The following is a 25,605-nucleotide window of genomic DNA, read 5'->3' as shown; positions in this document are numbered from 1 at the left end:
GATGAGCACTTTCGTGGATGTCCCGCACTCTATTGCAGAGATACTGCATTTATACTGGTTGGCTATTGGTTACCGTACTGCCGCGGCGGCGTAAGGAGCACGGATATGAGCTCGGCCGATTCGATATTCACCGGCGGACCGATCGTCACCGTCGATCCGAACCACCCGAATCCCACCCACATCGCCGTGACCGACGGCCGGATCATCGCGGTCGGCGGGGACGAGGTCCTCGACCGGCGCGGCGGCGGGACCGAGATCGTCGACCTGGGCGGCCGAACATTGCTGCCGGGATTCGTTGAGGCGCATACGCACCCGACGCAGGACCAGATGATGTTCACCGACCTGGTCGTGGACATCCGGCCGGTCACCACCTGTCCGACCGCCGACGACGTGCTGCGGACCATGAAGCGTGCGCTGGCCGCCGCCCCGGCCGGGCGTCCGGTCATCTTCTACGGGTGGGACGTGCTGTTGCAGCCGGGGCTGCCCGATCCGACCCTCGCGTGGCTGGACGAACTCGGCCCCGAGCGGCCGATCATCATCTGGCAGAACTCCGGCCACCTGGCCTGGTCCAATACCGCGGCCATGAACAACGCCGGACTCGCCGACTCCACCCCGAACCCGGTGGGCGGCAGCCTCGATCGGGACGCCGGCGGGCATCTCACCGGCAAGGTCTACGAGGCTCCCGGTGTGCTCGCGGTGGCCGGGCCCATCCTGTTCGGCGCGGTCTCCGGGCCCGAGGCGCTGGCCGAGCAGCAGGCGAGCCTGGCCGCGCGCGGGGTCACCATGTGCAGCGACATGGGGTTCTCACCCCAGATGCGACCCGTGGTCGCCGCCCTCTACGAGCGGAACCTCGCCACGGTCCGCATGCGCGTCTACGAAATGTCCACCACCGCACTGAAAACCGACTACCCGCTGGTCAACGGCGACGATCTGTTCCAGCAGATCGGGATCAAGGTGTGGGTCGACGGCTCCCCGTGGGTCGGCAATATCGACACCTCCTTCCCGTACCTGAACACCCCCGCCACCCAGGCCCTCGGCCTCGGCCACGACCACCGCGGCCACGCCAACTACACCCGGGAGCAACTCGACGAGATCGTCGGCGCCTACTACCCGCAGGGCTGGCAGATCGCCTGCCACGTGCACGGCGACCTGGGTGTCGACACGATCCTCGATACGTACGAGCAGGCTCTCGCCGCCCACCCGCGCCCGGATCACCGTCTGCGCCTGGAACATTGCGGCGCCATGACCGCCGCCCAATACCGGCGCGCCGCCCGCCTCGGCGTCACCTGCAGCCTGTTCGTCGACCACCTCTACTACTGGGGAGACGTCCTCGAGGACGACCTCTTCGGCAAAGACAAGGGCGGCCACTGGGTCCGGGCCAAATCCGCCCTCGATGCCGGCATCCGCATCTCCTTCCACAACGACAGCCCCGTCACCCAGGAGGAGCCGCTGCGCAATATGGCCGCCGCCGTCACCCGCAAATCCCGCACCGGCCGCATTCTGGCTCCGGAGGAGCGCATCACCATCGATCAAGCCATCCAGGCCCAGACCATCAACCCGGCCTGGCAACTCTTCGCCGAGAACATCGCCGGCTCCATCACCCCCGGCAAGTACGCCGATCTCGTTGTCCTGGACCGCGATCCCCGCGCCGTGGACCCCGATGACTGGCACGGCATCGGCGTCCACACCACCTATCTCGCCGGCACGCCAACCTTCCAGGCGTGAGGTCGCGCCGTGCACCGTGATCAGTGGGTGAGTACCGCATTGATGAATCGGTCTGATGGGTAGGCGATTTCGTCTCGAGAGAACCTGCCAGCCGGAACCACCCGGTCGCGGTCTCGGGCGATAATCTGCCGAATAGGTGCCCATAGTCTGCCGGGCAGGAATCGCGCGGCGCGCGAAGGCAAACGGGAGCGTCTTCCGTGTAGGAAGGCGCTCCCGTCTGTTGCGTCGGATCAGAGGTTGACCGGGTAGGTCGGCTCCTGGATCTCGGGCTTGATGCGATTCTCGACGAAGATGCCGTGCCAGATCATGAAGACGATGAGGGTCCACAGGCGGCGGCTGTGGTCGACCGGGCCGGTGCGGTGGGCTTCCAGCATGGCGAGGATCGCCTGCTTGTTCAGCAGGTGATCGGTGCCGGACTCGGTGATCTGGGCGCGGGCCCAGTCGTAGAGTTCGGGGCCGCGCAGCCAGTGGCGCAGGGGGACCGGGAAGCCGAGCTTGGCGCGGTGGAGGACGTGCGGGGGCACGATGTCCGTGAGCGCCTGGCGCAGGGCGTATTTGGTGGTCTCCTTGGTGATCTTCTGGTCGACGGGGATCTTCTCGGCGACCTTGAAGACCTCGGGGTCCAGGAAGGGGACGCGCAACTCCAGGGAGTTGGCCATGGTCATCTTGTCGGCCTTGACCAGGATGTCGCCGCGCAGCCAGGTGAACAGGTCCAGATGCTGCATGCGGGCCACCGGATCCCAGTGGTAGCCCTGCATGGCGTAGATGGGGGCGGTGACGTCCTGGTGGGTCCACTCGGGGCGGAATTCCCGCAGCACCGAACGCAATTGGGCGTCGTTGAAGCTGCGGGCGTTGCCGTAGTAGCGCTCCTCCAGGGTGAGCGAGCCGCGGTGCAGCAGGCTCTTGCCGCGGGTGCCCTCCGGAATCCGGTCCGACAGCATGCCCGCCAGCTTGCGCAGCCGCTTGGGCAGGTAGTCGAAGGGCTTGAGCGACAGCGGTTCCCGGTAGATGGTGTAGCCGCCGAACAGCTCGTCGGAGCCCTCGCCGGAGAGCACCACCTTGACGTGCTTGCGGGCCTCCTGGGCCACGAAGTACAGCGGTACCAGCGCCGGGTCGGCCACGGGTTCATCGAGGTACCAGACGATTTCGGGGATGGCGGCCGCGTACTCCTCGGGGGAGACCATGCGGATGTAGTGCTTGGCGCCGATGGCCTCGGCGGTCTCGGCGGCCACATCGGCCTCCGAGTAGCCCTGGCGCTCGAAGGCCGAGGTGAAGGTGAGCAGGTTGGGGTTGTGGCGAATGGCCAGCGCCGCAATGGCGGTGGAGTCGATGCCGCCAGAGAGGAACGCGCCGACGGTCACATCCGCGCGCATGTGCTTGGCGACGGAATCCTCGAGCGCCTCCGCGATCTCCCGATACCGCGTGGCCTCGCTGCCGGCCGCGAACTTCTGCACCCGGAACTGCGGGTTGAAATAGCGGGTCACCCGCGGGGTCTCGCCCGGCTCGACCCAGGCGTAGCAGCCGGATTCGAGGCGGCGGATGTCCTTGTGCAGGGTCTCGGCCTCGGGCACGTACTGCAGCACCGTGTAGTGCTCGAGTGCGCGCGGGTCCAGATCGTCGGAAAGCTCCAGTGCCGGAAGCAGTCCCAGCAGGCTCTTCTTCTCGCTGGAGAAGGCGGTGCCGCCGTCTCCGGTGGCGATGAACAGCGGCTTGATGCCGAACGGATCGCGCGCCAGGAACAGTTTGTTCAGCTGTGTATCCCAGATGGCGAAGGCGAACATGCCGCGCAGCCGGCTCGGGGCCTTGGCGCCCCAGTAGTGGAAGGCCGCCATGATGGCCTCGCCGTCGCCCTCGGTGCGGAACATGGGCTCATCGCCGAACTCCGCCGCGTGCGCCTGCTTCAGTTCGGCGCGCAGCTCGAGATAGTTGTAGATCTCGCCGTTGAAGGTCATGGCGTACCGCTCGGGGTTCTCCGGCGGACCCCAGCGCAGCGGCTGGTGCGAGTGCTCGATATCGATGATCGACAGGCGGTTGAAGCCGAAGATCATGCGCTCGTCGTTCCAGGTGCCGCGCTCGTCCGGGCCGCGGTGCCGCTGGCAGTGCAGGGCCTCGTACACCTGTGCCGCGGTGGTCTCGACCGTCCGCCCATCCGGAGTAGTAGCCGTTGTAGCTGTCAGAAATCCGAGCAGACCACACACTGCGCCGAGAACCTCTTTCCAGATCTAAGGATTGGGGCGTGCCCGCACGGGCACGCTGGACGCGAAACCTACCGCCCGAGTATGCCGTACCGGGGCGGATCCCGCTCAGCCCCGTATCCAACACCGAAAAGTTCGCACCCCGCCTCGGTCCGGACCGCGCCGCGCTTCCCCGCGCTGGGAGCGGAAGCGGGAGCGAATGGCTCCATGGACCTGCGCCTTGGCGGAGCGGAGGAAGGGAAGACCGAGGTGACAGGGCTGCGAACAGCCGGAGCGAAGCGGAGGCGAGTTGGACAGAGCGTGTCGAACTGGACCCCGTCACAACGGGGGCCGTTCTTTGGTCTACGCTGCGTAGTACTTGGGAAACTCTCAGGGTCGGTTGTGCGTTCACGCGTATCCTTCCCCCGAGCTCCCAAACTGTGCTGAAAGTGTGTCGTCCGGCGGAAGGGAGTCCGGGCGACGCGGTGTCGGAATGGCGACCAGGAAGGCGTTGAGCGTGGCGCACAAGGCGAGCGAGGCGATAGGGGCACGACCCGCCCAGGGTCGGCGGGGCCGCATCCTTCGGCGGGCCGGGCTGGCGGTGTCATTGGGAATGACCGCGATGCTCGTCTCCGGCTGCTCGATCGACAACCCGTGGCTTCGGTTCGGCTGGCCCTCGGGCATCACGCCGCAGGCCACCCGGATGCGTGAGCTGTGGACATGGTCCGTGCTCGCCGCCCTCGCGATGGGCGTGCTGGTGTGGGGACTGACCTTCTGGACCGTCGCGTTCCACCGCAAGAAGCCGAACTCCCCGGAGTTCCCGCGGCAGACCGGTTACAACGTGCCGCTGGAGCTGAGCTACACGGCGATCCCGTTCGTGATCATCGCGGTGCTGTTCTACTTCACCGTGGTCGTTCAGAACTTCGTGACCGACAAGGTCGGCAACCCGGACGTCGTGGTCGACGTGACCGCCTACCAGTGGAACTGGAAGTTCGGTTACCAGAAGGTCGACCTCAAGGACGGCAGCCCGGTTTACAACGGCGTCGACACCGAGCGCCAGGACATGAACCAGGACATCAAGGATCGCTACAAGGAAGCGACCAAGGATGGCCACCCGCAGCCCGGCCCGAACAACGGCCTGCCTGCCAATGACATCTCCTACCTGCACTACGACAAGGTCGAGACCGTCGGCACCTCGAACGAGGTTCCGGTGCTGGTCCTGCCGTCCGGCAAGAACATCGAGTTCGAGCTGGCCGCCGCCGACGTCATCCACTCCTTCTGGGTCCCGGAGTTCCTGTTCAAGCGCGACGTGATGCCGAATCCGAAGGAAAACAACTCGGATAATCGCTTCCAGGTCACCAAGATCGAGAAGGAAGGCGCGTTCGTCGGCCGTTGCGCCGAGATGTGCGGCACCTTCCACTCGATGATGAACTTCGAGATCCGCGTCGTCTCGCCGGAGAAGTTCCAGAAGTACATGGACGCCCGGGTCAAGGACCACAAGACCAACGCCGAGGCACTCGCCAGCATCGGCGAGTCGCCGGTGGCGACCTCCACCAAGCCGTTCAACACCGACCGCAAGGCGCGCGGTAACGAACTCGCCGACGCCAAGTGAGGATGAACTGACATGAAGGTCGAAGCTCGCATCTTCGAACTGATCACGGTCTTCTTCGTGATCGTGGCCATCGTCTACGGCTACTTCACCGGCCGCTCCCGCACCGGCGTCGAGTGGGCGGGCACCACCGCCATCGTGCTGTCGGCGGGCCTGGCGCTGATCGTGGCCACCTACTTCCGTTTCGTCGCCCGCCGCCTGGACCTGCGTCCCGAGGACTACGAAGAGGCGGAGATCATCGACGGCGCCGGCGACCTGGGCTTCTTCTCGCCCGGCTCGTTCTGGCCCATCCTGCTGGCCGGCGCGGGCTCCATCGCCGCCCTCGGCCTCGCGTTCTTCCAGTTCTGGCTGATCGGCATCGGCGTGGTCTGCGTCCTGGTCGCCGCCGGCGGCCTGGTGTTCGAGTACCACCTCGGCCCCGAGAAGCACTGACGCGGCACGTTTCGAAGCGCCCCATCCGAATTCGGATGGGGCGCTTTGCTATTGGCCTGCCTGAGTCGACCGGCTCTGAAGCAATCGCGTGGTCGATGTGCATCTGGTCGATCCGTCTCGTCACGATCCGCATCTCCCGACTCGTACACGCGAGTTGATGATCAGCATCTGGTACCCCGCCGCCGAACGAGCAGTAATGCCGTTGCGGCCCTGGGTTTCCGAAAAAGTGTCCCAGGCTTACGCGGACGGCTTGGCCAAGGTCGGTCCGTCGATCACGGGGTCGTGGACGTTGGCGCCGAGCCACGGTCAGGCCGACGCGGCTGCGAACAGCGCTGATGGGCGGCGACCGATCGTACTGTTCTCCCCCGGCATGGCATGCCGCGCGAGACCAGAACCGCGCAGGCCGAGGATCTCGCCAGTCACGGATTCGTCGTGGTCACCATCAGCCACACCTATGAATCGCTCGCGACCGAATTCCCCGGAGCGGACGGCTCCAAAACAGCGTTCTGCCGCGGGGCGCCGATGCCGACCAGGTCAACGCGCAGATCGGACAAGCGTTACAGGTCCGCGTCGCCGACACCCGATTCGTCCTCGACCGGCTAGCTGTACTGACCACGGACGTTGGTGACGGCGTGGCGTGCTGACAAAACGAAGACCTCCGGGTGAAGTGCGAGCTGCCAAACAAACACACCCACCGTCGGAGGTCTTCGTGTCCCACCGTAATGCGCCATTGTCGGAGCTGGGCCGATTGCGGCTGGCGCGTTGTGTCGTTGACGACGGCTGGCCGCTGCGGCGGGCCGCCGAACGGTTCCAGGTATCGGCCACGACCGCCAAACGGTGGGCAGACCGGTATCGCGACCTGGGCGAAGCCGGGATGGCAGACCGGCTCAGTCGGCCGGTACCTCGAAACGGGCGCGAAGCTGTACTACCTGACCAAATACGCGAGCCGCCGTTGTCGTGGTAGCTGTGCGCCTTCACCCGCGCCTTGCGGTCGGCGCCACCCCGCAGCCGGTACGAGGTCTCTATCTGCGGTGGCGGCCAATCGCCAGATCCGGCGGGACTTGGACCCCACGGGCCGACAGGACACACAGCCGTCGAATGCGTTGCCGTCCACTCTTATTCAAACCCACGCCACGAGGACTCACATGCGTATCCGAAGGTCTCCGATAACGCCGTAGCCCACTGCCACCAGTCCGGATATCCCTGATACACGGAGATCCGGATTCGGACGGTCGGTCGTTATGGCTCGGCGCTCTCCGATGACACCGAGATGATCGAACTCGGCGATCTCACTGCGGCATTGGTGGCGTTGATCCGCCAGGCCGAACCGTTGCACTGATCTCGGCCGGCCGGGCCCGCACATTCAGGCCGTGGACGATCGCAATTCCGGCGGCGGTGAGGGCGGCGACAAGGCCGAAGGCGGTGAGGGTTTCACCGTCGGGCCGGGTCACCGGTTGCCGGCGCAACCCTTGCCACAGCAGCACTGCCACCAAACCTGTGTACCCCATCGCCAGCACCCCGATCAGCCGGGCGCGGGTGCGCTCGGGACGCAGCCAACCCACCGCCGGAGCCAGCCGCGCCAGCACCGCTGCCGCCCCGATGAGCAACTGAATGCCGTGCAAGCCCGCGAAATGCGCGATCCGCAGATCGCCGCCTACTGTGGACCAGTGTGTGAGGGGCATGCCCGCGACCCCGTCACGCACGTCGGGCCGCCCGGTTTCGAAGGTGTGGCCCGACATCAGGGTGACAGGGCGACCGGCGGCATCGGTGGTGTGTTGGGTGCCGCTGTAGCCCATGATGTAGGCAAGCGCCATGCCGAGCACTGCGATGCCCAGGCCCGCGCGGATGGCCAGAGAGGTGGGCCGGTCGGTGATGCGCTGCCACGAGAGGGTTACCGCTATCACCAGATTTGCCAGGAACAGTCCGGGCACGCCGATCGTGAACACCCATTGGCCGATGGTGTTGACCGTGTCGTGTTGGGTGTTGAAGTGGCTGAAGGTGCCGCGCGCGGCCTGTACCACGATGAAACCTACGTCCATGACTGCGGTGGCGGCGAAGACCACGCCCATCCACCAGGTCAGGCGTCGCCCGCGGTGCGGGAATGACATCAGCCACGCCAAGGTCCCGCAGTAGAGGGCCATGGCGACAGCGAACTTCAGCGGCTTGAGCCACACCGATTCGCCGAGCAGGATGCGGTCGTCGAAGGCCATGGCGCACAGGGAAAATACGCCCAGGGCGGCCATGGCGCTTGTACTGGCGAGCAGGGGCCGATGCAGCCGGCGCGGTGGTGTGGGGTCGATGAGTGGTGCGAGCATCGGACGGTCGTGCGTGGTCATGGCGGTGACGCTAGGGGCAGCGCCCGCCTCGTCACGTCCCCCGGCGGTGGGTTTGCGGACCCGTACCCGGGTATGAGAACAGCCCCGGTGGTATGAGCTCGGGCTGTTCTCGAAGCTACGAGTGCTGTTGTCGTGCCACCGTCCATGCGCCTGCGTCGGTGCTCGGAGCACGGCGGGACATCGACCTGCCGGCAGCGACCGGAGGCCGCCCGACGGCATTATCGGACGTCGACGCCTTCCGGCGGGAGTCCTGAGGATATATGAGCCGGCTGGTAAGTCGCCATCAGCACGCCTGTGGCCGTCGGTGTGCAGTCGACAAGCTTCCATTGGTGTACTTGGTCATCCCGGCCGAACAAACGGTGGCCCGATCCGAGGACCACGGGGTGGATCATCAGGAGTAGTTCGTCGATCAGACCGTAAGGCAGCAGTGAACGGACGAGCTGGCCGCTGCCCATGATGACAAGATTGCCGCCCGGCTGCTCGCGCAGCGTGGAGATCTGGGCAGTGATGTCATCGGTGAGTGGTGTCGAGTTCGGCCATGGCAGTCGGGTATCGGGGTTCGACGTGACCACGTACTTCTGGGTCCGGTTCAGGCCTTCTTTGAACGGGCCTCCGACCCGGTTCCAGTGAGTCAGCATGTCCTCGTAGCTGCGTCGGCCGAACAGCCAGGAGAATCCCTCGCCCATCCGCTCGCTCATGCTCGGACCCATGGCCGAGTCGTTGTCGCGCACGGCCCAGCCACCGTGACGGAAGCCATCGCGGGTGTCTTCGTCGGGGCGCCCAGGCCCCTGCATAACACCGTCCAAACTGACATGGTTCACAACCAGAACGCGCACAGCAGCTCCTTCGAAAAGTTGGTCACAGCATGAAGACGTGGCTCCCATCCCGAATTCATCGGTCCGCCAAACCCGGAGTTCGCCGGCTGCGGCACAGGATGTTTCGAAAAGCGGGCCGTCCGCACGTCCTCCGGACGGCCCGCCCTCCCCTCATTGGTTACTGCGGGACCGGGGAATTCGCTTCGTCATTCCGGCGCGCTGTCGGCCGGAATCCACCGTGCCTGCCGTGGATCCCGGCAAAGCATGCCGGGATGACGATGGGAGCTTCTCTCTACGAGTCGAGTGGGCTTCTCACTACGAGCTCAGATGCCCAGGGCGTGCTTCAGGCGGGTAGTGCGGGGGGACATGGAGGCCAGGCCGAGCAGGGCTCTGGGGAAGCGGGGCTGGAGTTGGGCCGGTCCGGTGCGGATGGCGGATTCGATCCAGCGAGCCGCTTCGGCGGGGTCCAGGGTGGGGTGTTGGGGGACGCAGGCCGGAGAGCCGGTGTCGAGTTCGAAGGCGGGGCACTGGACCGTGGTGACGTGGATGCCGCGCGGGGAGAGTTCGGCGTCGGCGCACTGGCCGAAGGTGGCCCAGGCGGCCTGGGCGCTGGCGTAGGAGGCGAAGTTCGGCGCGGCGCCGGTCTCGGCGCTCCAGGGGCCGACATTCACGACATGGCCGGAGCCGCCGGCGAGCATGGCGGGAAGCAGGCCCAGGGTCAGGCGTAGGGGGCCGAAGTAGTAGGCGGCCATCATGCGCTGGTAGTCGCGGAAGCGGTCCAGGGACTGCAGGACCGGGCGGCGGGTGGGACGGCCGGTGTTGTTGACGAGGACGTCGACGGCGTCGAATTCGGTGAGCAGCCACTCGACCAGCTGGTCCACGTCGCCGAGCGCGGACAGGTCGCAGCGGTACCAGTGGGCGCGGCCCCCGGCCTGAATGATGGTGGCGCACTCCCGGATCAGCTGGGAGCCGTTGCGCGCCACCAGGATCACCTCGGCGCCGTGAAGACCCAGTAATCGCGCGGTCTCCCGGCCGATCTCGGAGCAGGCATCGGTGACGACAATGCGTTTGCCCTCGATGGGGCATTCCTCCGGGAGGGATCCGGCGGTGCGGGGACGGCGGGCAGCACGGAATTCGATCATGGGACAGGCAACCTTCATCTGAGGATTGAGCATGAACCATGCACCGGCACCCCACCGACAGTGCCGATACCGCCGCCCCGCCCGGCTGCTAACCGATAGCTGACAGTGCGGCGAAGCACATTCTATTCGGTCGGGTCATAACGCCGGGCGCGTTCGGCGAGACAGATCTCGTCGATTGCGGAAACGATGTCCCGCAACAGTTCCGAGGGCAGCGCCGCCGGCCGCAACCGGCAGGTGAAGGTAATGAAGCCGTGGTCCTCATTGTCGAGTTCGCGCAGGTAGTTGGATCGCACGCCGTAGGTCATGGCCGAGATGACGGTGAAGCAGCCGGTGCGCTCGCGGTGCCCGGCGAACAGGTCGTGCAGGCCGTGGAAGACTCGCGCATAGGAGGACATGGGCGCGAAAACCGAGACGCGGTAGGCCGGTCCGCGTTCCGAGGAGCTGATCACGGTGTCGGCCAGGTACTCCGCATCGCGCAGGGTCAGCACCTTCGGAGCGAACATGAGCGCGCCGGCGGCGGCATTGCGGACCGGCATACCGGCGCGGCCGCCCGCCGAAGCGGCGATGGCGCCCAGTGACTTTCGGGCGCGTGCGCCGACCTCGCGGCGGGCGCGCAGTGAGAGGTTCGGGGTGGTGGGGTGCAGGCTCGACCACTGTCCGAAGCGCACGGTGCCCAGTTGCACGGTGCCAGTACCGACCGGTCGGGCAACCTTCAGGGGCGCGGTGTCCACCCAGCGACCCACCTGCAGCATGGCGTCACCCGGCGACTGAATCTCCCTGTAGGAGTGCTCCACCCAGGTGTCGAAGTCCAGGAACCGGTGCGCGTCGGTGGTGAGCCAGGTGCGGTCCTTGTCCACGCTGGTCACCTCGAGGGTGAGCGCGGTGATGATCCCGGTGCGCCCGCCGCCACCCAGGACCCGGCGGAAGCGTTCCGCGTGATGGGTGCGCCCACAGGTGCCGAAACGCCCGTCCTGATCGACGTATTCGAGTTCGGCCACATTATCGCTGAACATGCCGAAGCGGTGTGACGCCGCCGACAGCCCGCCCACTGCCGCGAATCCGCCCGCCGTGATGTCCCGATGGTCGCCGACGATGGGCAGCCCGAGCCCGTGCGCGCTCAGCGTCCGGTCGATGTCGTACAGCCGCGCCCCCGCCTGTACACGTACCGTCCCGGCATCGGCGTCCACCACCTGTACCCGGTTCATCTTCCGCAGGCTCAGCACACTGCCCTGATCCGGCAGCGCGAGCTCCTCGTCCGGTCGTTCCCCACCCCGGATGATCAGCGGTTTCGTCGAACGGCGCGAATCCCGAACGGTCCGAACCACATCCGCGGTGTCGCGGGGCAGAAATTCGTCGGGGTGGGTGGAGACGGGCGTGCTCATGGCGCTACAGCTAACCATAGTCACGCGCATCGTGCTCGTACTTGGACAAGCGTCTCAGCGAGCAGTGCGCGGACACGCTGTGAACAGCGCGTTTCGGGTTGTGGCACACAGGTTCCCTAGGGGTTTGCGGGGAGCGTTTGTCGGCCCTCGCGCGTAGAGTCCGGTATATGGGTTTCCTGGGTGGGGTCTTCGGTTCGCCGCGAATTCGGTTCGGCAAGAAGGTCTTGGAACAGGTGCGGGGATATGAGGCCGTGGAAACCGCGCAATTCGACGCCGAGGCGTACGAGATCGCGTACCGGCTCAGGAACGGATACGTCGCCAAACTGAATCTGGACACGCTGTATCGCCGGTTCAACGGGAAGATCAGCGCGGGGCTGTTCGATGCCGTGGACAACCTCATCCTGCCGCCGGACGCGCCGGAGGGCTGGGAGCAGGTGGCGCACCGGTTGCGGCCGGTGCTGCGGCGGGCCGGATACGGCGCGGTGAAGGTCGCCGGGCTGGACGGGCGGGACCTGGTGCTCTCGCGGCCGGCGCTGCCGTATCTGTCCGAGCTGGTGGTCATCGACCTCCCCAGCACCGTGCAGTTCGTGACCGAACAGGATCTCTCGCGCTGGGGCGTGGACGCCGAACACGTGTATTCCATCGCGCACGCCAATCTCACCGAGCTGGCCATGAACACCATGGAGGCCTTCGACCCGCCGCAGGGGGTGCGGGTGCTGGACTTCGCCGATGACGACGGCGAGAGCTATGTCGGTTCGCTACCGCTGGTGGCGGGCTGGCTCGAAGGGGTGCGGGCTCGAACCGATACGCGTCCACTGCTCTTCCTGCCGGGCCACCTCGGCATGCTGGTCGTGCTGGGCGCCACGCCCGCGGTGATGCCGCAACTGCTCGCCCTGGCCGCGGAGCGGCAGGAAGCCGCACTGCGCCCGCTGTCGGCCGTCCCGTACACCGTCGACGACAACGGTGAGGTGATTCCCCTCGAAGTGCCCGAGGATCATCCGGCCTACTCGCTCATCCGGCGCGCGCAGGCTCGGCTGGCCGTCGGCGCGTATCACGCGCAGACCGAGAAGCTGCGCGCCGAGGAGGGGTGTGAGGGCGCGATCATGGAATTGCTGCACGTGCGCGCACCCGACGGCGGCGAGTACACCATGACCTCCTGGACCGACGGCGCCACCACTCTGCTACCCGTGGCCGATTTCATCTGCTTCGTCACCGGCGAGGGCGATGTCTTCCGCGTCGCCTGGGACGACGTGTCCGGTCTGGTGCCGCTGAAACTCGCCGCGGAGTACGACCCGCCGCGCTACCGCGTGCATGACCATCCGCCCGCGGAGATCATGACTCGTCTGCGCGCACTCGCCAGCTGACCTGCCGCGGCGCGTCGCCCGTGTGGCGAGATATCTCCGCGACTGTGTCACCCGGGTCGGTTAGGGTCGCGGCGTGGACAGGGCGCAGCTGACAGCGGACATGGCGGACGGGGCCAGACCGGAGTTTCTCTTCTTCTGGGGGCACACCCGCACCCCGGGCCATGAGGTCGGCAAGTGGGTGTTGAGCCAGTGGTGGCCCGTCGAATTCACCGTCGACGGCCAGAACTACGGCAGCGCAGAGCATTTCATGATGGCCGAGAAGGCCCGCCTCTTCGGCGACGAGGACATGCGCAGCCGCATCCTGTCCAGCGACACCCCCGCCGATGCCAAACGCATGGGCCGCGCCATCTCCGGCTTCGACCAGGACACCTGGGAAGCCCACCGCTTCGACATCGTCCTGCGCGGCAGCATCGCCAAATTCGGCCAGCACGACCAACTCCGCGATTTCCTCCTCGCCACCACCGACAAGGTCCTCGTGGAAGCCGCCCCCCGAGACACCATCTGGGGCATCGGCCTCGGCGCCGAGAACCCCGCGGCGTCCGACCCATCGCGCTGGCGCGGCGGAAACCTCCTCGGCTTCGCCCTCATGGACGCCCGCGACGCCTTGGCCCCCGCCCGCCAGCTCTGATTCCGCCCTCGGCCGCCCCGGCGCCCTGGCGAGAACCGGTGAAGCACCACTCGCCGGCCCGAGCGCTGATGACGATCAGAAGGTTGTGGTCGAGGGAATTCGCCGCATTCCCTCCCTGATCTCGATCGGGTGTGAGGGAGGATCGGGGGATGGAGACTGTGCGGAGTCGTGAGGTTTATGCGAATCGGTGGATCACGTTGCGGGAGGATGTGGTTCGGCAGGTCGATGGGGAGGAGTCGATCTATGCCTATATCCGCAAGGCGGACTTCGCGATCGTGATTCCGTGGGATGGTGAGCGGTTTCAGCTGGTGGAGCAGTATCGGTATCCGCTGGAGCGCAGGTGCTGGGAGTTTCCGGGTGGGGCGGTGGCGGGGGAGAGCGATCCGGTCGCGGTGGCCCGGCAGGAGTTGCGGGAGGAGACGGGGTTGCGGGCGGGACGGTTCACGGTGCTGGGGAAGGTGGCGCCGGCGCCGGCCACCAGCACGCACTACGGGTATGTGGTGCTGGCTACCGAGCTCACCGAGGGGGCGCATGAGCGGGAGCCCTCGGAGATGGACATGGAGTCCGCGTGGTTCTCGCGCGACGAGGTGGAGTCCATGATCCAGGAGGGCGCGATCGTGGACGCGCAGAGTGTGGCCGCGTATTCCCTTCTGCTGCTGCATGAAAGGCGCGGCGGCGCGGTGAGCTAGTTCTGGCCGGCGTGCTTGATCGAACCCGCGACTATTTCGGGGAAGTCGGCGGTGATCTCCGGGCCGAGGGTGTCGGCGGCCGAGCCGGTGATCTCGGTGCGGTGAACGACGCGGGTGGCACCGCGGCGATCCGTCTCAGCTGGGCAGCGGGTCGGTCTCACCAGGCGATCACGCCGTACTCCTCGTCCTGACCCCACAGGTAGCCCCAAAAGGTGCCCGTCGGACCGTCCGCGGGCAGTGTCGCGAGGTGGACGCTGGGTTCGGCGCCCTGCTCGGCGGTGCGGAAGCCGCTGTGGCCGTTGAGGTCCGTCGCGGTGTAACCGGGGTTGGCGGCGTTCACCTTGATCGGGGTGTCACGCAGTTCCATCGCGTACAGGACCGTCACCATGCTCACGGCCGTCTTGGACGAGGAGTAGGGAATCGCCGAAACCATCTGCGCCATGGGGCTGTTCGGATCGGTGCGTCCGGCCAGCGAGCCGACTTCGCTGGAGACGTTCACGATTCGGGCCGCCTCGGCGCGTCGCAATAGCGGGAGCAGGGCATTGGTGACGGCCACCAGACCGAACACATTGGTCTCGTACACCCGCCGCAGGGTGGTGAGGGTGCCGGAGGACGCTGTGCCGTCGCCCTCGAGTCCGCCCGTGATGGCCGCGTTGTTGATGAGGACGTCGAGTGTGCCGAACTCGGATTCGACGCGCGCGGCGGCCGCTGCGATGGATTCCTCGTCGGTGACGTCGATCCGGATGAATCGGGCGTCTGCGCCCTCGGCCCGCAGTTTGTCGGCGGCGGCATGCCCGAGTTCGGGATTCCGCGCGCCGAGTAGGACGGTCATGCCGCGCGCGGCCAGCTGCCGGGCGGTCTCGTAGCCGATGCCCTTGTTGGCTCCGGTGATCAGTGCGGTCGTAGTCATGCGAAAAGCATCACCCGGCCGCGGTTTTCGGGGGAGGGCCAGTTTGTACCACCTTCGACCGCGAAATCGGCCCACACTGGTGCCATGGCTGACAGGAACGAACTCGCGGCCTTCCTCCGAACCCGGCGCAACCGGCTGACACCCAGCGATGTCGGCCTGCCGAATGGAATCAACAGGCGCGCACCGGGATTGCGCCGCCAGGAGGTGGCGCAGCTGGCCGGCATCTCGGTCGACTACTACATCCGCATGGAGCAGGCCCGCGGCTCCAAACCGTCACGGCAGGTGGTGGCGGCGCTGGCCCGCGCGCTCATGCTCACCGTCGACGAGCGGGAGTACCTGTTCCGCATGGCGGGGGAGTCGCCGCCCGCGGTGACCGGGCCGAACAAGACTGTGCCGCAGGCGGTTCGGGTCATTCTCGACAATCTGGCGGCCCCGGCCTACGTGGTGGACGCGACGTACGAGGTGCTCGCCTGGAACCGGGCGGCCACCCCCTTCCTCGGCGATCTCGACACCGTCCCCGGCCATGAGCGCAATATGATCCGCTGGATGTTCCGGGAGGCCGCCGACCACCCGCAGTGGGCCGACTCCGATACCCGCGACTTCGCCCGCTCCCTCATCGCCGACCTGCGGGCGGCCTACGCCCGGTATCCGGGGCATCCGGCGCTGGCCGCGCTGGTCACCGACTTGCTCGGCACCTCCGAGCGTTTCACCGACATGTGGTCGGCCCACGATGTGGAGGTGCGGCGCACGTACCGCAAGCGCATCCGTCACCCCGAGCTCGGGCCGCTGGACTTCCACTGCCAGGTGCTGCACGTCTCCGACACCGATCAGCGGGTCATCGTCTACTGCGCGGCGCCGAACACTCGGACCGCGAGCGTCTTTCACTCGCTGGCAGCCGCCGCCGACCGCTGAAGATATGGTCAACATTCGTTGGCCAACAAGTGTTGACATGCCTCGCGTCGGGCAGTACCGTCTAATTCAACAGACGTTGGCCAACAAATGTTGGCAGAGCCTCAGGAGGCGTCATGAACACCGTCCCCGCCACCGCCTCGGTCGTCATCGTGGGTGCCGGTCCCGCCGGAATGACGGCGGGCATCGCGCTCGCCGACGCGGGTGTGAATGTGGTACTGCTGGACAAACTGGCCGAGGGCGCGAACACCTCCCGCGCGGTCGTGGTGCACGCGCGCACCCTCGAGGTGCTCGAGCAGTTCGGCGTCACCGCGGCACTGTTGGAGCGCGGAATCGTGGTGCCGCGCTTCGTGATGCGCGACGGCGATCACGCGCTGGCCCGCATCTCGTTCGACGGTCTGCCCACCAAGTACCCCTACACCGTGATGATCGGTCAGGAATCGACCGAGGCAATCCTGTTGGCGCGCCTCGAGAAAGCGGGCGCGCAGGTGTATCGCCACACCGAGGTGACCGGTGTGGGCCAGGACGCCGACGGCGTCACCGTCTCCTACCTCGATGCCGACGGGGGCGCGAATTCCATTCGCGCGGACTGGGTCATCGGCGCGGACGGCATGCGCAGCAAGGTCCGCGAGGCCGCCGGAATCGGCTTCACCGGCGCCACCTACCCCGAATCCTTCGTCCTCGCCGATGTCCGCATGACGTGGCCGGACCCGCGCGACGAGGTCTCCCTGCACCTGTCGCCCGAGGGTGTCACCGTCGTCGCGCCGCTGCCCGACCCGCGGCCCGACCGCTTCCGCATCGTCGCCACCGTGGCGGACGCCCCCGAGCACCAGGATCTGGCCTACGTGCAGGCGCTGGTCGACGCGCGCCGCCCGGGTGCCCACGCCCGAATCGAGGAGATCATCTGGAGTTCGCGTTTCCGCGTGCACCACCGGGTCGCCGACCACTACCGCGCCGGGCGCGTCCTGCTGGCCGGGGATGCCGCGCACGTGCACAGCCCGGCAGGCGGCCAGGGCATGAACACCGGCATCCAGGACGCCGCGATGCTCGGCCGCCTGCTCGCCGCGGTGGCCGAGGGGGCTCCGGAGGCCACCCTCGACGAGTACGAGCGGACCCGCCGCCCGGTCGCGCTCGGCGTGGTCGGCTTCACCGACCGCGTCACCCGCATGGCCACCCTGCGCCCGCTGCCCGCGCGGCTGATCCGGAACCTGGTCATCAGCACCGCCGCCCGCATCCCCGCCTTTCGCCGCGCCCTGGCCTACCAGCTCTCGGAACTGGCCAATCGCTGACTCCCGCGGCATGATTCGGCGGCCCGCACCCGAAGGCGCGGGCCGCCGATCGTGGTGGATTCGACGATCTCGCGGTATCGATCACCGGCGATCCCGGTAGTAGGGCCCGGGGGTGTCAGCTGCGCAGTGAGGCGGTGACGGTATCGGCGGCGGCGATGGTGGCGTCGGCGAGAGAGCGCAGGCGGGCGGCGGGCAGGTTCGTGTCGGGGCAGGCGACGATGGAGGCGATGACCGAGCCGCCGGGGGAGAAGACGGGGGCCGCCACGGAGACGACGGCGTTGTGGTCGCCCAGCTCGTCGGGGAGATAGTCGATGGTGATGAGGTCGGCGATCATGGCGCTGAGCCGGTGGCGCAGGGGATCGGTGACGGGGGAGTGACGTAGGGCGGCAAGGGCTTCGAGCATGGGGGCGGATTCGTCGGCGAGGCGTTCGACGGAGTAGCCGCGGGCGGCGATGGCGTCCAGGACCGCGGTGAGGCGGGGGCGGTGGCGGGGATCGGCGGCGGCCAGCCAGGCTTCGCGCTCGGATTCCGGTGCCCAGGCGATGAATTCGCGGCAGACGGGCGGGGCGAAGGGCATGCGGCGGGCGGGCCGGATCCACGGGACCGAGGGTGTGCCGAGCACCTCGGTGATGACGATGGCGTCGATGCCCGCGTCCCCTCCCGCCATGTTCTGCCCGGGCTTTCCAGGGGTGAATGACGGCACGCCACCCTGGCGCTCCAGTTCGGCGAGGAAGACGGGTACGTCATGGTCGTCGGCGAGCGTGCGCATCGGATTCAGGGCCAGGCGGCGCAGGGGGAAGGCGGTGTCGGCGCGGCGCGCCACCGCCAGCAGGCCCAGGCCCAGGCTGTAATTCCCCTCGCCGTCGCGCACTGTCCAGCCGTCGGCGGTGAGCTGGGTGAGCACGGCGTGCGCGGTGGCCCGGGACATGCCGGTGGCGCGCACGATGCGGGCCAGTGACAGGCGCTCGCCGGCATGGCGCGACAGCAGCTCGATCGCCTGCACGACCCGATGGGTCGGCGGCGACGCGGGCGCCGGACCTGGTTCGGCCGCCGTTCCCGGTTCGGAAGCCACAGGGGCGGTGGTGGATTCAGGCAACTCGATCCCTGCTGGTGTCGGTCCCGGCGGCGCGGGAGGGGCGCGCCCGATCGTATCGGCCGGGGTATCGGTCATCGGCGCCGGAGTGGTCTCGGGTGTGGGGAATTCGGACGGCGGGTATTGACCGTCGCCCGGGTACCGACCTAATGTCGGTGTCATATTATCGAACAATAGCGTCGAATATTCGACACCACAAGGGTTGATTGGCCACCCGGATCGGATGACGCGGTGAATGGGACGAGAGATGCGCGCGGGATATGAGCTGTCGCACCTGAACGCCTTGGAGGCGGAATCGGTGCACATCATTCGGGAGGTGGCGGCGACCTTCGAGCGGCCGGTGCTGTTGTTCTCCGGTGGCAAGGACTCCGCGGTCATGCTGGAACTGGCGCGACGAGCGTTCTGGCCGGCGCCGCTGCCGTTTCCCCTGCTGCACATCGACACCGGGCACAACTTCGACGAGGTCATCGACTTCCGCGACCGCACCGCGGCCCGGCTCGGGGCACAGTTGCTGGTCGGCAAGGTGCAGGACGACATCGACGCCGGGCGCGTGACCGAGCGCCGCGGCGAGACGCGCAACCGTCTGCAGACGGCAACGCTGTTGCGCAGCATCGCCGAGTACCGCTTCGACGCGGTCTTCGGCGGCGCCCGGCGCGACGAGGAGAAGGCGCGCGCCAAGGAGCGGGTGTTCAGCTTCCGCGACGAGTACGGCGCCTGGGATCCGCGGGCGCAGCGGCCGGAGGTGTGGAATCTCTACAACGGGCGGCACCGGAAGGGCGAGCACATCCGGGTGTTCCCGCTGTCCAACTGGACCGAGCTGGATATCTGGGAGTACATCGACCAGGCCGAGGTGGAGCTGCCGAGCCTGTACTACGCGCACCGCCGTACCGTCGTCGAGCGTGATGGAATGCTGTTGGCCGACAACCGATTCCTGGAGATCGGCCTGGACGAGCAGATGTTCGAGACCACGGTGCGCTTCCGCACCGTCGGCGACGCCACCTGCACCGGCTGCGTCGAATCCACCGCCGCCAATCCGGCCGAGGTGATCGCCGAAACCGCGGTCACCCGCCTGACCGAACGCGGCGCCACCCGCGCCGACGACCGCATCTCCGACTCCGGCATGGAAGATCGCAAGCGAGAGGGTTACTTCTGATGCGCCGCAACCTGTTACGGCTCGCCACCGCCGGCAGCGTCGACGACGGCAAGTCGACCCTCATCGGGCGGCTGCTGTTCGATTCCAAGAGCCTGTTCAGCGATCAGCTGGACGCCATCGAGCGCGCGAGCCTCTCGCGCGGCGCCGACGGGCCGGACCTGTCGCTGGTGACCGACGGCCTGCGCGCCGAGCGCGAGCAGGGCATCACCATCGATGTCGCCTACCGCTACTTCACCACGCCGCGACGGAAATTCATCATCGCGGACACCCCGGGGCACGTGCAGTACACCCGGAACATGGTGACCGGCGCGTCCACCGCAGACCTGGCGCTGATTCTGGTCGACGCGCGCAAAGGCGTCTCCGAGCAGACCCGCCGGCACGCCTTCCTGTCCTCGCTGCTGGGCGTCGGGCACCTGGTGCTGTGCGTGAACAAGATGGACCTGGTCGACTGGTCCGAGCAGCGATTCGAGGAGATCCGTTCGGAATTCGCGGATTTCGCCACCAAGCTGGACGTGGGCGATCTGAGCTTCATTCCGGTATCGGCGCTGCACGGCGACAATGTGGTGGACCCGTCGGCGCGCACCGCCGACTGGTATCCGGGTCCGCCGCTGCTGCGGCACCTGGAAGAGGTGCACGTCGCCTCCGATCGCAACCTCATCGACAACCGGCTGCCCGTGCAGTACGTGATCCGGCCGCACGGGGAGAGCCAGCGCAGTTATGCGGGCACCGTGGCGGGCGGCATCTTCAAACCGGGCGACGAGGTCGTGGCGCTGCCCTCGGGCCGCACCAGCCGGGTCAACCAGATCTGGGGACCGGGTGGCGGCAAGGTGGACGAGGCGTTCACCGGTATGGCGGTCTCGCTCACCCTCGACGACGACATCGACATCGGCCGTGGCGATATGCTCGCGCGGCCCGGCAACCAGCCGCACGCCGATCGCGAGCTCGACGCCATGGTGTGCTGGTTCTCCGACGACACCGAACTGCGGGCCGGGAACTCGTACTCCATCCGCACCGCAACCCAGACCTCCAAGGTCGAGGTGAGCGAGCTGGACTACCGGCTCGACGTGAACACCCTGCACCGGCAGACGGACGCGGATCGGCTGGGGCTCAACGATATCGGGCGCGTGACGTTGAAGAGCCGTCAGTCGCTGCTGTTCGACCCGTATCGCGAGAACCGCGCCACCGGCAGCTTCATCCTCATCGACGAGACCACCGACCAGACGGTGGCCGCGGGCATGATCACCGGGCGCTCCACGGGTGCGCCGCGGGTCGGGCAGAAGGCGTCGAATGTGGTGTGGCACAGCTCATCGGTGGAGCGCGGGCAGCGGCTCAGCGTCGGCGCGACCGTGTGGCTGACGGGGCTGTCCGGCTCCGGGAAGTCCACCATCGCAGTGGAATTGGAGCGGCAGCTCATCGCTTCCGGGCAGCCCGCCTACCTGCTCGACGGGGACAATCTGCGGCACGGGCTGAACAAGAACCTGGGTTTCACCGACGAGGACCGGCGCGAGAACATCCGCCGTGTCGCCGAGGTGGCGGCGCTGTTCGCCGACGCCGGTGTGGTGGCCATCGTCTCGCTCATCAGTCCCTTCCGCGCCGAACGGCGCGAGGCGCGAAAGCTGCACGACTCCAGGCGCCTGCCGTTCCGGGAGATCTTCGTCGACACCCCGCTCGAGGAGTGCGAGCTGCGCGACCCGAAGGGCCTCTACAAGCGCGCCCGCGCCGGAGAGCTTCGCGAATTCACCGGCATCAGCTCGCCGTACGAGCGGCCGGAGTTCGCCGACCTGATCATCACCCCCTCGGACGGGACGCCGGCCGAGATCGCCCATCGAATTCGAGAGTCCCTAGGCAGGAATGTTGAACAGAACGGCTGAAAGCTGATGACAGACATGGAAAAGGCCGAAGCGCCTCTGACCGAACCGTTCCTCGTGGCGGTCGCCGAGGCCGAAAAGCTCATCGCCGCCGCCGATTTCATCCGCGACCCGCACGATCTGGCGGAGGGCTACGACTACCTGCAGGGCAGCATCGCCGCGGTCCTGCAGCTGTCGCGGGCGCACGGCACCTCCCACCCGTACTTCGTGTCCTCCACCGGGCCCTACACCAAGATGGGCCTGGACAATCCGGACACGCTGTACTACCACGCCACCATCGAGCCGAATGCGGAATACCTGCTCACCGGCGTGCGCGGCAGCACCGCCGACCTGAGTTTCCAGGTGCTCAAGGGCGACTACACCGCCACCGACGTTCCGAACGGTGACGACGCGTTCGACGACCGGCGCCTGCAGATCAACGAGGACGGCGGCTATCAGCTGCGCTTCGGCCCGCCCAAGGAGAATCCGGAGCCGAACTACTTCGTACTCGGCGAGGGCGCGTCCATGCTGGCCGTGCGCGAGGTCTACGGCGACTGGAATGCCGAGCGCAAGGGCAGCATTCGCATCGAGCGGGTAAACACCATCGGGACCGCGCCGGTCGAGGCCGGGGTGGAACAGCTGCGCAAGCGGTACCGGGCGGCCGGGCGCATGCTGCTGACCCGGGTGCACACCTGGTTCAACTTCCCGAAATGGTTCTATCTGAACCTGCCGGTCAATACGCTGACCGAACCTCGGCTCACCCCTGGCGGATTGAGCACCCAGTACTCCTCCGTCGGCCACTTCGAGCTCGAGGACGATCAGGCGCTCATCATCACCGTGCCCAAATCCGATGCGCCGTATCAGGGTTTCCAGCTGGGGAGCCGCTGGTACATCTCCCTCGACTACGTCAACCATCAGAGCTCGCTGAATCATCGGCAGGCGCAGGTGGATCCGGACGGGATGATCCGCATGGTCGTCTCCGCCCGAAACCCGGGCATTGCCAACTGGATCGAGACGACCGGCCGCAAGCTGGGCATCCTCCAGTTCCGGTGGCAGCGCACCGATCGGCCGATCACACCGCAGGACGGGCCGACCATCGAGCTCGTTCCGTTGGACAAAGTGGCGGAACGCCTGCCGCATTACGAACACAATCGAATCGACGAGGCCGGATGGCGTGAGCGCATCGCCGCTCGCCAGCGCGGCTTCGCGGAAAGGATGCTGGGGTGAGCATGGACAACTCCGGTAGCTCGCGGTCGCACCTTTCGGGGCAAGCCCCGGAAACCCCCCACCGACTGAAGACGGGCCTGCTGGCGGACAAGGTTGTCGTCGTCAGCGGTATCGGACCCGGTCTCGGTCGTTCTATCGCGCTGGAGGCCGCGGCGGCCGGGGCCAAGGTCGTGCTGGCGGCGCGTACCGAGTCGCGGCTGAAGGAGGTCGCCGAGGAGATCGCGGCCGAGGGAGGCGCCGAAACCCTCTGCGTGCCTACCGATATCACCGATGAGGCGACGGTCCGGAATCTGGCCACGCGGACCCTCGAGACCTTCGGCCGGGTCGACGCGCTGGTGAACAACGCCTTCAAGGTCCCCTCCATGAAGCCGCTGGCCCGCACCGATTTCGAGCAGATCCGCGAGAGCGTGGACCTGACCGTGCTCGGCAATCTGCGCATGACGCAGGCGTTCACCGACGCCCTCGCCGACACCGAGGGCTCGGTGGTCATGGTCAGCTCCATGGTGCTGCGGCACTCCGAACCCCGCTACGGCAGCTACAAGGTCGCCAAGGCCGCGCTGCTGGCCATGTCGCAGACCCTGGCGACCGAGCTGGGCGAGAAGGGGATTCGCGTCAACAGCGTGCTGCCGGGCTACATCTGGACCGATCAGCTGAAGTGGTACTTCAGCGAGATCGCCAAGAAGTACGGCATCACCGAGGAACAGGTCTATCAGCAGACCGCCGCGAAGTCCGACCTGAAGCGGCTGCCACTGCCCGATGAGATCGCCCAGACCATCGTCTTCCTCATGTCGCCGTGGGCCAATGCCATCACCGGGCAGACCATCGACGTCAACTGCGGCGAATACCACGTCTGAGCAAGGAGTTTCACCACTATGAGCGGACGTACCAACGTCGGCACCGTCGAGGACCTGCACCGCTCGGCGTCGAAGGTCTGCGGCCTGACCGACTTCGGGTCCGATGACCATCTGGAGGCGCTCGGCGTTCTGCTGGAGTCCTACCAGCGCGACGCCGGGCTCACCGAGCTCGGCTCCAAGATGAGCCGGTACTTCCTGCGCGGCGCGCTCGTCGCCCGCGCGCTGAGCGAAGCGTCCTGGCAGGCCAACCCGACCTACACCGAAACCCAGGTCACCAGGCCGATTTTCGTGACCGGGCTGCCCCGCACCGGCACCACGGCCCTGCACCGTCTGCTCGCGGCCGACCCGCAGCACCAGGCCCTCGAAATGTGGCTGGCCGACTTCCCGCAGCCGCGGCCGCCGCGCGAGACCTGGGCCGACAACCCCGTCTATCAGGCCGTCGACAAGGGCTTCGCCCAGCACCGGATCGAGAACCCGGAATTCATGGGCGTGCACTACATGACCGCCGCCGAGGTGGAGGAGTGCTGGCAGCTGCTGCGCCAGACGGTGAAGTCCATCTCCTATGAATCGCTGGCCTACCTGCCGACCTACTCACAGTGGCTGCGCAAGCAGGACTGGACCGATGCCTACGCGCGGCACAAGGCGAACCTGCAACTCATCGGTCTCGGCGACAACCGCCGCTGGGTCCTCAAGAACCCCAGCCACCTGTTCGCCCTCGACGCCCTCATGAAGGTCTATCCGGACGCGCTGATCATCCAGACCCACCGCGACCCGGTCACCATCGTCGGCTCCTCCTGCAGCCTGTCCGAACAGGCCACCCACGGCTGGTCCACCACCTTCGTCGGCGAGAAGATCGGCGAATCCCAGCTGGAGCTGTGGTCCCGCGGCCTCCGTGAATTCAACACCGCCCGAGCCCGCTACAACCCGGACCAGTTCCTCGACATCGAATTCGACGAACTCCGCGCCAACCCCTTCGCAACCGTGGAGAAGATCTACTCGGCGTTCGGACTGGACTACACCGATTCGGCCCGCGCGGCGATGACAGCCCTCGACGAGGAGAGCAAGTCCGGCGACCGCAAACCGGTCCACCAGTACTCCCTGGCCGACTACGGCCTCACCGAAGACCGGGTCCGAGCCGAATTCGCCCTCTGATCATCCACCCCCGACGGCCGGACGCGCACCCGCGCGCCCCGGCCGTCGGGCATTTCCGGCCGAGGATCCACCGTCGCTCCGGCCCATCGCCGGCCGCGCCGTGGCATGGTCGGCGGGGCGAAAGTCCAAGCGGTCCGGTGCAACTCGTCGACGGCGATCCGAGGTCCTCACGCTCGCAGGACCGGGGCGGCCGTGCGTGGGATGCCGCCAGGCGCGACGCCGAGCCGGGCGGTTATCGCGAGGATCGCCAAGGAGCGAGGAGCAGTTCGCAGGCTCGGTGGACGTCGGCCATCGCCTGGTCGGTGGTGAGGTTGCCGGCGGTGGTCCAGGTGAGGATGCCATAGACGCACTGTTCCAAGAGACGGGCCAGGCGGTGGTCTTCGGTGGTGGGGGTGGTGATGCCGGCGGCGGCGAGGATACGTTCTGGCATCGAATAGTCCTGCGCGACAACGGGAGACGCCGATTTCTCGGCGCGTACCGCGTTCATCGAGACGAGCATGGCGCGGGCCAGGTGGGGGTGGCGCAGCAGTTCGCCGATCGCTCGGCTCAGGAAATCGGCGGCCCCGGTGACCGGGTCGGTGGAAACCCCTGCGGGGTGGGGCAATTCGCGGACCGCGGTGTCCAGGACGGCCGCGAAGAGATGGTGTTTCGACGGGTAGTAGCGGTACAGGGTGCCGAGGGCTACTCCGGCGGTGTGGGCGACCTCGCTCATCTGTACGCGTTCCAGGCCGTGCTCGGCGCCCAGTCTTCCGGCGGCGCGCAGAATGGCGCGCTGGCGCTCCAATTGGCGGGTGGTGGAGACGCGGCCGGGGGTGCGGGGCTCCGGGATTCGGGGCATGAGCTCACCTTCCGTGAAAAAACTAGAATTCACTCTA

23 protein-coding genes are annotated in these 25,605 nt (G+C 67.3%); 14 read left to right on the top strand and 9 right to left on the bottom strand.

What is annotated here, in order from left to right:
- Nucleotides 1–105: 105 nt before the first annotated feature.
- Nucleotides 106–1,725 (top strand): amidohydrolase, encoded by a 1,620-nt coding sequence (locus GLP40_RS15115; RefSeq protein ID WP_154788500.1) that lies wholly within the window; start codon nt 106–108, stop codon nt 1,723–1,725.
- A 230-nt stretch (nt 1,726–1,955) separates the two neighbouring features.
- Here the strand turns inward: GLP40_RS15115 and asnB are convergent, their stop codons facing one another.
- Entirely contained in the window at nt 1,956–3,923 is a 1,968-nt protein-coding gene (asnB, locus tag GLP40_RS15110; protein ID WP_328290185.1) for an asparagine synthase (glutamine-hydrolyzing), read from the bottom strand.
- Nucleotides 3,924–4,392: 469 nt separating this feature from the next.
- Between asnB and ctaC the strand changes: the two genes are divergently transcribed.
- The 3 genes from ctaC to GLP40_RS15095 all read left to right on the top strand — a co-directional run bounded on the left by ctaC (nt 4,393) and on the right by GLP40_RS15095 (nt 6,904).
- Entirely contained in the window at nt 4,393–5,511 is a 1,119-nt protein-coding gene (gene ctaC, locus GLP40_RS15105; protein ID WP_154788499.1) for an aa3-type cytochrome oxidase subunit II, read from the top strand.
- 12 nt (nt 5,512–5,523) lie between these two features.
- Nucleotides 5,524–5,940 carry a cytochrome c oxidase subunit 4 gene (locus GLP40_RS15100; protein ID WP_154788498.1) on the top strand — a complete coding sequence of 139 codons (417 nt, stop codon included), beginning with the start codon at nt 5,524–5,526 and terminating at the stop codon, nt 5,938–5,940.
- A gap of 709 nt (nt 5,941–6,649) precedes the next feature.
- Nucleotides 6,650–6,904, top strand: coding sequence for a helix-turn-helix domain-containing protein (locus GLP40_RS15095; RefSeq protein ID WP_328290184.1), 255 nt, complete (start codon nt 6,650–6,652; stop codon nt 6,902–6,904).
- A gap of 325 nt (nt 6,905–7,229) precedes the next feature.
- Here the strand turns inward: GLP40_RS15095 and GLP40_RS15090 are convergent, their stop codons facing one another.
- The 4 genes from GLP40_RS15090 to GLP40_RS15075 form a co-directional block, all read right to left on the bottom strand.
- On the bottom strand, nt 7,230–8,276 hold the full coding sequence (locus GLP40_RS15090; protein WP_196054670.1) for a hypothetical protein: 1,047 nt from the start codon (nt 8,274–8,276) through the stop codon (nt 7,230–7,232).
- A gap of 218 nt (nt 8,277–8,494) precedes the next feature.
- A complete protein-coding gene (locus GLP40_RS15085) occupies nt 8,495–9,112 on the bottom strand; it encodes a dihydrofolate reductase family protein (RefSeq protein WP_328290183.1) in 618 nt (205 codons plus the stop codon).
- 302 nt (nt 9,113–9,414) lie between these two features.
- A complete protein-coding gene (locus GLP40_RS15080; RefSeq protein WP_196054669.1) occupies nt 9,415–10,233 on the bottom strand; it encodes an SDR family NAD(P)-dependent oxidoreductase in 819 nt (272 codons plus the stop codon).
- 122 nt (nt 10,234–10,355) lie between these two features.
- On the bottom strand, nt 10,356–11,615 hold the full coding sequence (locus GLP40_RS15075) for an FAD-binding oxidoreductase (RefSeq protein ID WP_154788495.1): 1,260 nt from the start codon (nt 11,613–11,615) through the stop codon (nt 10,356–10,358).
- Between the two features lie 167 nt (nt 11,616–11,782).
- Between GLP40_RS15075 and GLP40_RS15070 the strand changes: the two genes are divergently transcribed.
- The 3 genes from GLP40_RS15070 to GLP40_RS15060 all read left to right on the top strand — a co-directional run bounded on the left by GLP40_RS15070 (nt 11,783) and on the right by GLP40_RS15060 (nt 14,296).
- The gene (locus GLP40_RS15070; RefSeq protein ID WP_154788494.1) at nt 11,783–12,979 is read left to right on the top strand and encodes a hypothetical protein; all 1,197 of its coding nucleotides are present in this window, start codon (nt 11,783–11,785) and stop codon (nt 12,977–12,979) included.
- Nucleotides 12,980–13,052: 73 nt separating this feature from the next.
- Entirely contained in the window at nt 13,053–13,607 is a 555-nt protein-coding gene (locus GLP40_RS15065; RefSeq protein ID WP_328290182.1) for an NADAR family protein, read from the top strand.
- 149 nt (nt 13,608–13,756) lie between these two features.
- Nucleotides 13,757–14,296 carry an NUDIX domain-containing protein gene (locus tag GLP40_RS15060; protein WP_154788493.1) on the top strand — a complete coding sequence of 180 codons (540 nt, stop codon included), beginning with the start codon at nt 13,757–13,759 and terminating at the stop codon, nt 14,294–14,296.
- On the opposite strand, the gene GLP40_RS15055 is transcribed toward GLP40_RS15060, so the two are convergent.
- Nucleotides 14,293–14,457, bottom strand: a complete 165-nt coding sequence (locus tag GLP40_RS15055) for a hypothetical protein (protein ID WP_230329577.1) — start codon at nt 14,455–14,457, stop codon at nt 14,293–14,295. The two genes, GLP40_RS15060 and GLP40_RS15055, sit on opposite strands and share 4 nt — an antisense overlap.
- Nucleotides 14,454–15,206 carry an SDR family oxidoreductase gene (locus GLP40_RS15050; protein WP_154788492.1) on the bottom strand — a complete coding sequence of 251 codons (753 nt, stop codon included), beginning with the start codon at nt 15,204–15,206 and terminating at the stop codon, nt 14,454–14,456. The genes GLP40_RS15055 and GLP40_RS15050 overlap by 4 nt, the downstream gene beginning before the upstream one ends.
- A gap of 84 nt (nt 15,207–15,290) precedes the next feature.
- Between GLP40_RS15050 and GLP40_RS15045 the strand changes: the two genes are divergently transcribed.
- Both GLP40_RS15045 and GLP40_RS15040 read left to right on the top strand, forming a co-directional pair.
- Entirely contained in the window at nt 15,291–16,118 is an 828-nt protein-coding gene (locus GLP40_RS15045) for a helix-turn-helix transcriptional regulator (RefSeq protein ID WP_154788491.1), read from the top strand.
- A 113-nt stretch (nt 16,119–16,231) separates the two neighbouring features.
- The gene (locus GLP40_RS15040; RefSeq protein WP_154788490.1) at nt 16,232–17,404 is read left to right on the top strand and encodes an FAD-dependent monooxygenase; all 1,173 of its coding nucleotides are present in this window, start codon (nt 16,232–16,234) and stop codon (nt 17,402–17,404) included.
- A 115-nt stretch (nt 17,405–17,519) separates the two neighbouring features.
- On the opposite strand, the gene GLP40_RS15035 is transcribed toward GLP40_RS15040, so the two are convergent.
- Complete coding sequence (locus GLP40_RS15035) at nt 17,520–18,407, bottom strand: helix-turn-helix domain-containing protein (protein ID WP_328290181.1); 888 nt, start codon at nt 18,405–18,407, stop codon at nt 17,520–17,522.
- Between the two features lie 337 nt (nt 18,408–18,744).
- Between GLP40_RS15035 and cysD the strand changes: the two genes are divergently transcribed.
- The 5 genes from cysD to GLP40_RS15010 are packed head-to-tail and all read left to right on the top strand — an operon-like array spanning nt 18,745 to nt 24,730.
- Complete coding sequence (gene cysD, locus GLP40_RS15030; protein ID WP_196054668.1) at nt 18,745–19,650, top strand: sulfate adenylyltransferase subunit CysD; 906 nt, start codon at nt 18,745–18,747, stop codon at nt 19,648–19,650.
- Nucleotides 19,650–21,521, top strand: coding sequence for an adenylyl-sulfate kinase (gene cysC, locus GLP40_RS15025; protein ID WP_154788487.1), 1,872 nt, complete (start codon nt 19,650–19,652; stop codon nt 21,519–21,521). Before cysD ends, cysC begins: the two co-directional genes overlap by 1 nt.
- A gap of 6 nt (nt 21,522–21,527) precedes the next feature.
- On the top strand, nt 21,528–22,724 hold the full coding sequence (locus GLP40_RS15020) for a hypothetical protein (protein ID WP_154788486.1): 1,197 nt from the start codon (nt 21,528–21,530) through the stop codon (nt 22,722–22,724).
- A gap of 2 nt (nt 22,725–22,726) precedes the next feature.
- Nucleotides 22,727–23,578, top strand: coding sequence for an SDR family oxidoreductase (locus GLP40_RS15015; RefSeq protein WP_154788658.1), 852 nt, complete (start codon nt 22,727–22,729; stop codon nt 23,576–23,578).
- Between the two features lie 18 nt (nt 23,579–23,596).
- The gene (locus tag GLP40_RS15010; protein ID WP_154788485.1) at nt 23,597–24,730 is read left to right on the top strand and encodes a sulfotransferase family protein; all 1,134 of its coding nucleotides are present in this window, start codon (nt 23,597–23,599) and stop codon (nt 24,728–24,730) included.
- A 232-nt stretch (nt 24,731–24,962) separates the two neighbouring features.
- On the opposite strand, the gene GLP40_RS15005 is transcribed toward GLP40_RS15010, so the two are convergent.
- Nucleotides 24,963–25,568, bottom strand: coding sequence for a TetR family transcriptional regulator (locus tag GLP40_RS15005; RefSeq protein WP_154788484.1), 606 nt, complete (start codon nt 25,566–25,568; stop codon nt 24,963–24,965).
- Nucleotides 25,569–25,605: the final 37 nt, after the last annotated feature.

It is taken from the genome of Nocardia aurantiaca (assembly GCF_009708175.1).
GTDB lineage: Bacteria > Actinomycetota > Actinomycetes > Mycobacteriales > Mycobacteriaceae > Nocardia > Nocardia aurantiaca.
The sequence above is the reverse complement of the archived record's forward strand: the minus strand, read 5'-3'. Positions and strand labels throughout refer to the sequence as shown.

Coding starts and splice junctions, on each gene's coding strand:
- GLP40_RS15015 (WP_154788658.1), top strand. CDS start 22,727: ATGGACAACTCCGGTAGCTCGCGGTCGCACCTTTCGGGGCAAGCCCCG.
- ctaC (WP_154788499.1), top strand. CDS start 4,393: ATGGCGACCAGGAAGGCGTTGAGCGTGGCGCACAAGGCGAGCGAGGCG.
- GLP40_RS15050 (WP_154788492.1), bottom strand. CDS start 15,206: ATGACTACGACCGCACTGATCACCGGAGCCAACAAGGGCATCGGCTAC.
- cysD (WP_196054668.1), top strand. CDS start 18,745: ATGCGCGCGGGATATGAGCTGTCGCACCTGAACGCCTTGGAGGCGGAA.
- GLP40_RS15010 (WP_154788485.1), top strand. CDS start 23,597: ATGAGCGGACGTACCAACGTCGGCACCGTCGAGGACCTGCACCGCTCG.
- GLP40_RS15075 (WP_154788495.1), bottom strand. CDS start 11,615: ATGAGCACGCCCGTCTCCACCCACCCCGACGAATTTCTGCCCCGCGAC.
- GLP40_RS15040 (WP_154788490.1), top strand. CDS start 16,232: ATGAACACCGTCCCCGCCACCGCCTCGGTCGTCATCGTGGGTGCCGGT.
- GLP40_RS15020 (WP_154788486.1), top strand. CDS start 21,528: ATGACAGACATGGAAAAGGCCGAAGCGCCTCTGACCGAACCGTTCCTC.
- GLP40_RS15090 (WP_196054670.1), bottom strand. CDS start 8,276: ATGACCACGCACGACCGTCCGATGCTCGCACCACTCATCGACCCCACA.
- GLP40_RS15045 (WP_154788491.1), top strand. CDS start 15,291: ATGGCTGACAGGAACGAACTCGCGGCCTTCCTCCGAACCCGGCGCAAC.
- GLP40_RS15060 (WP_154788493.1), top strand. CDS start 13,757: ATGGAGACTGTGCGGAGTCGTGAGGTTTATGCGAATCGGTGGATCACG.
- cysC (WP_154788487.1), top strand. CDS start 19,650: ATGCGCCGCAACCTGTTACGGCTCGCCACCGCCGGCAGCGTCGACGAC.
- GLP40_RS15080 (WP_196054669.1), bottom strand. CDS start 10,233: ATGATCGAATTCCGTGCTGCCCGCCGTCCCCGCACCGCCGGATCCCTC.
- GLP40_RS15100 (WP_154788498.1), top strand. CDS start 5,524: ATGAAGGTCGAAGCTCGCATCTTCGAACTGATCACGGTCTTCTTCGTG.
- GLP40_RS15115 (WP_154788500.1), top strand. CDS start 106: ATGAGCTCGGCCGATTCGATATTCACCGGCGGACCGATCGTCACCGTC.
- GLP40_RS15070 (WP_154788494.1), top strand. CDS start 11,783: ATGGGTTTCCTGGGTGGGGTCTTCGGTTCGCCGCGAATTCGGTTCGGC.
- GLP40_RS15005 (WP_154788484.1), bottom strand. CDS start 25,568: ATGCCCCGAATCCCGGAGCCCCGCACCCCCGGCCGCGTCTCCACCACC.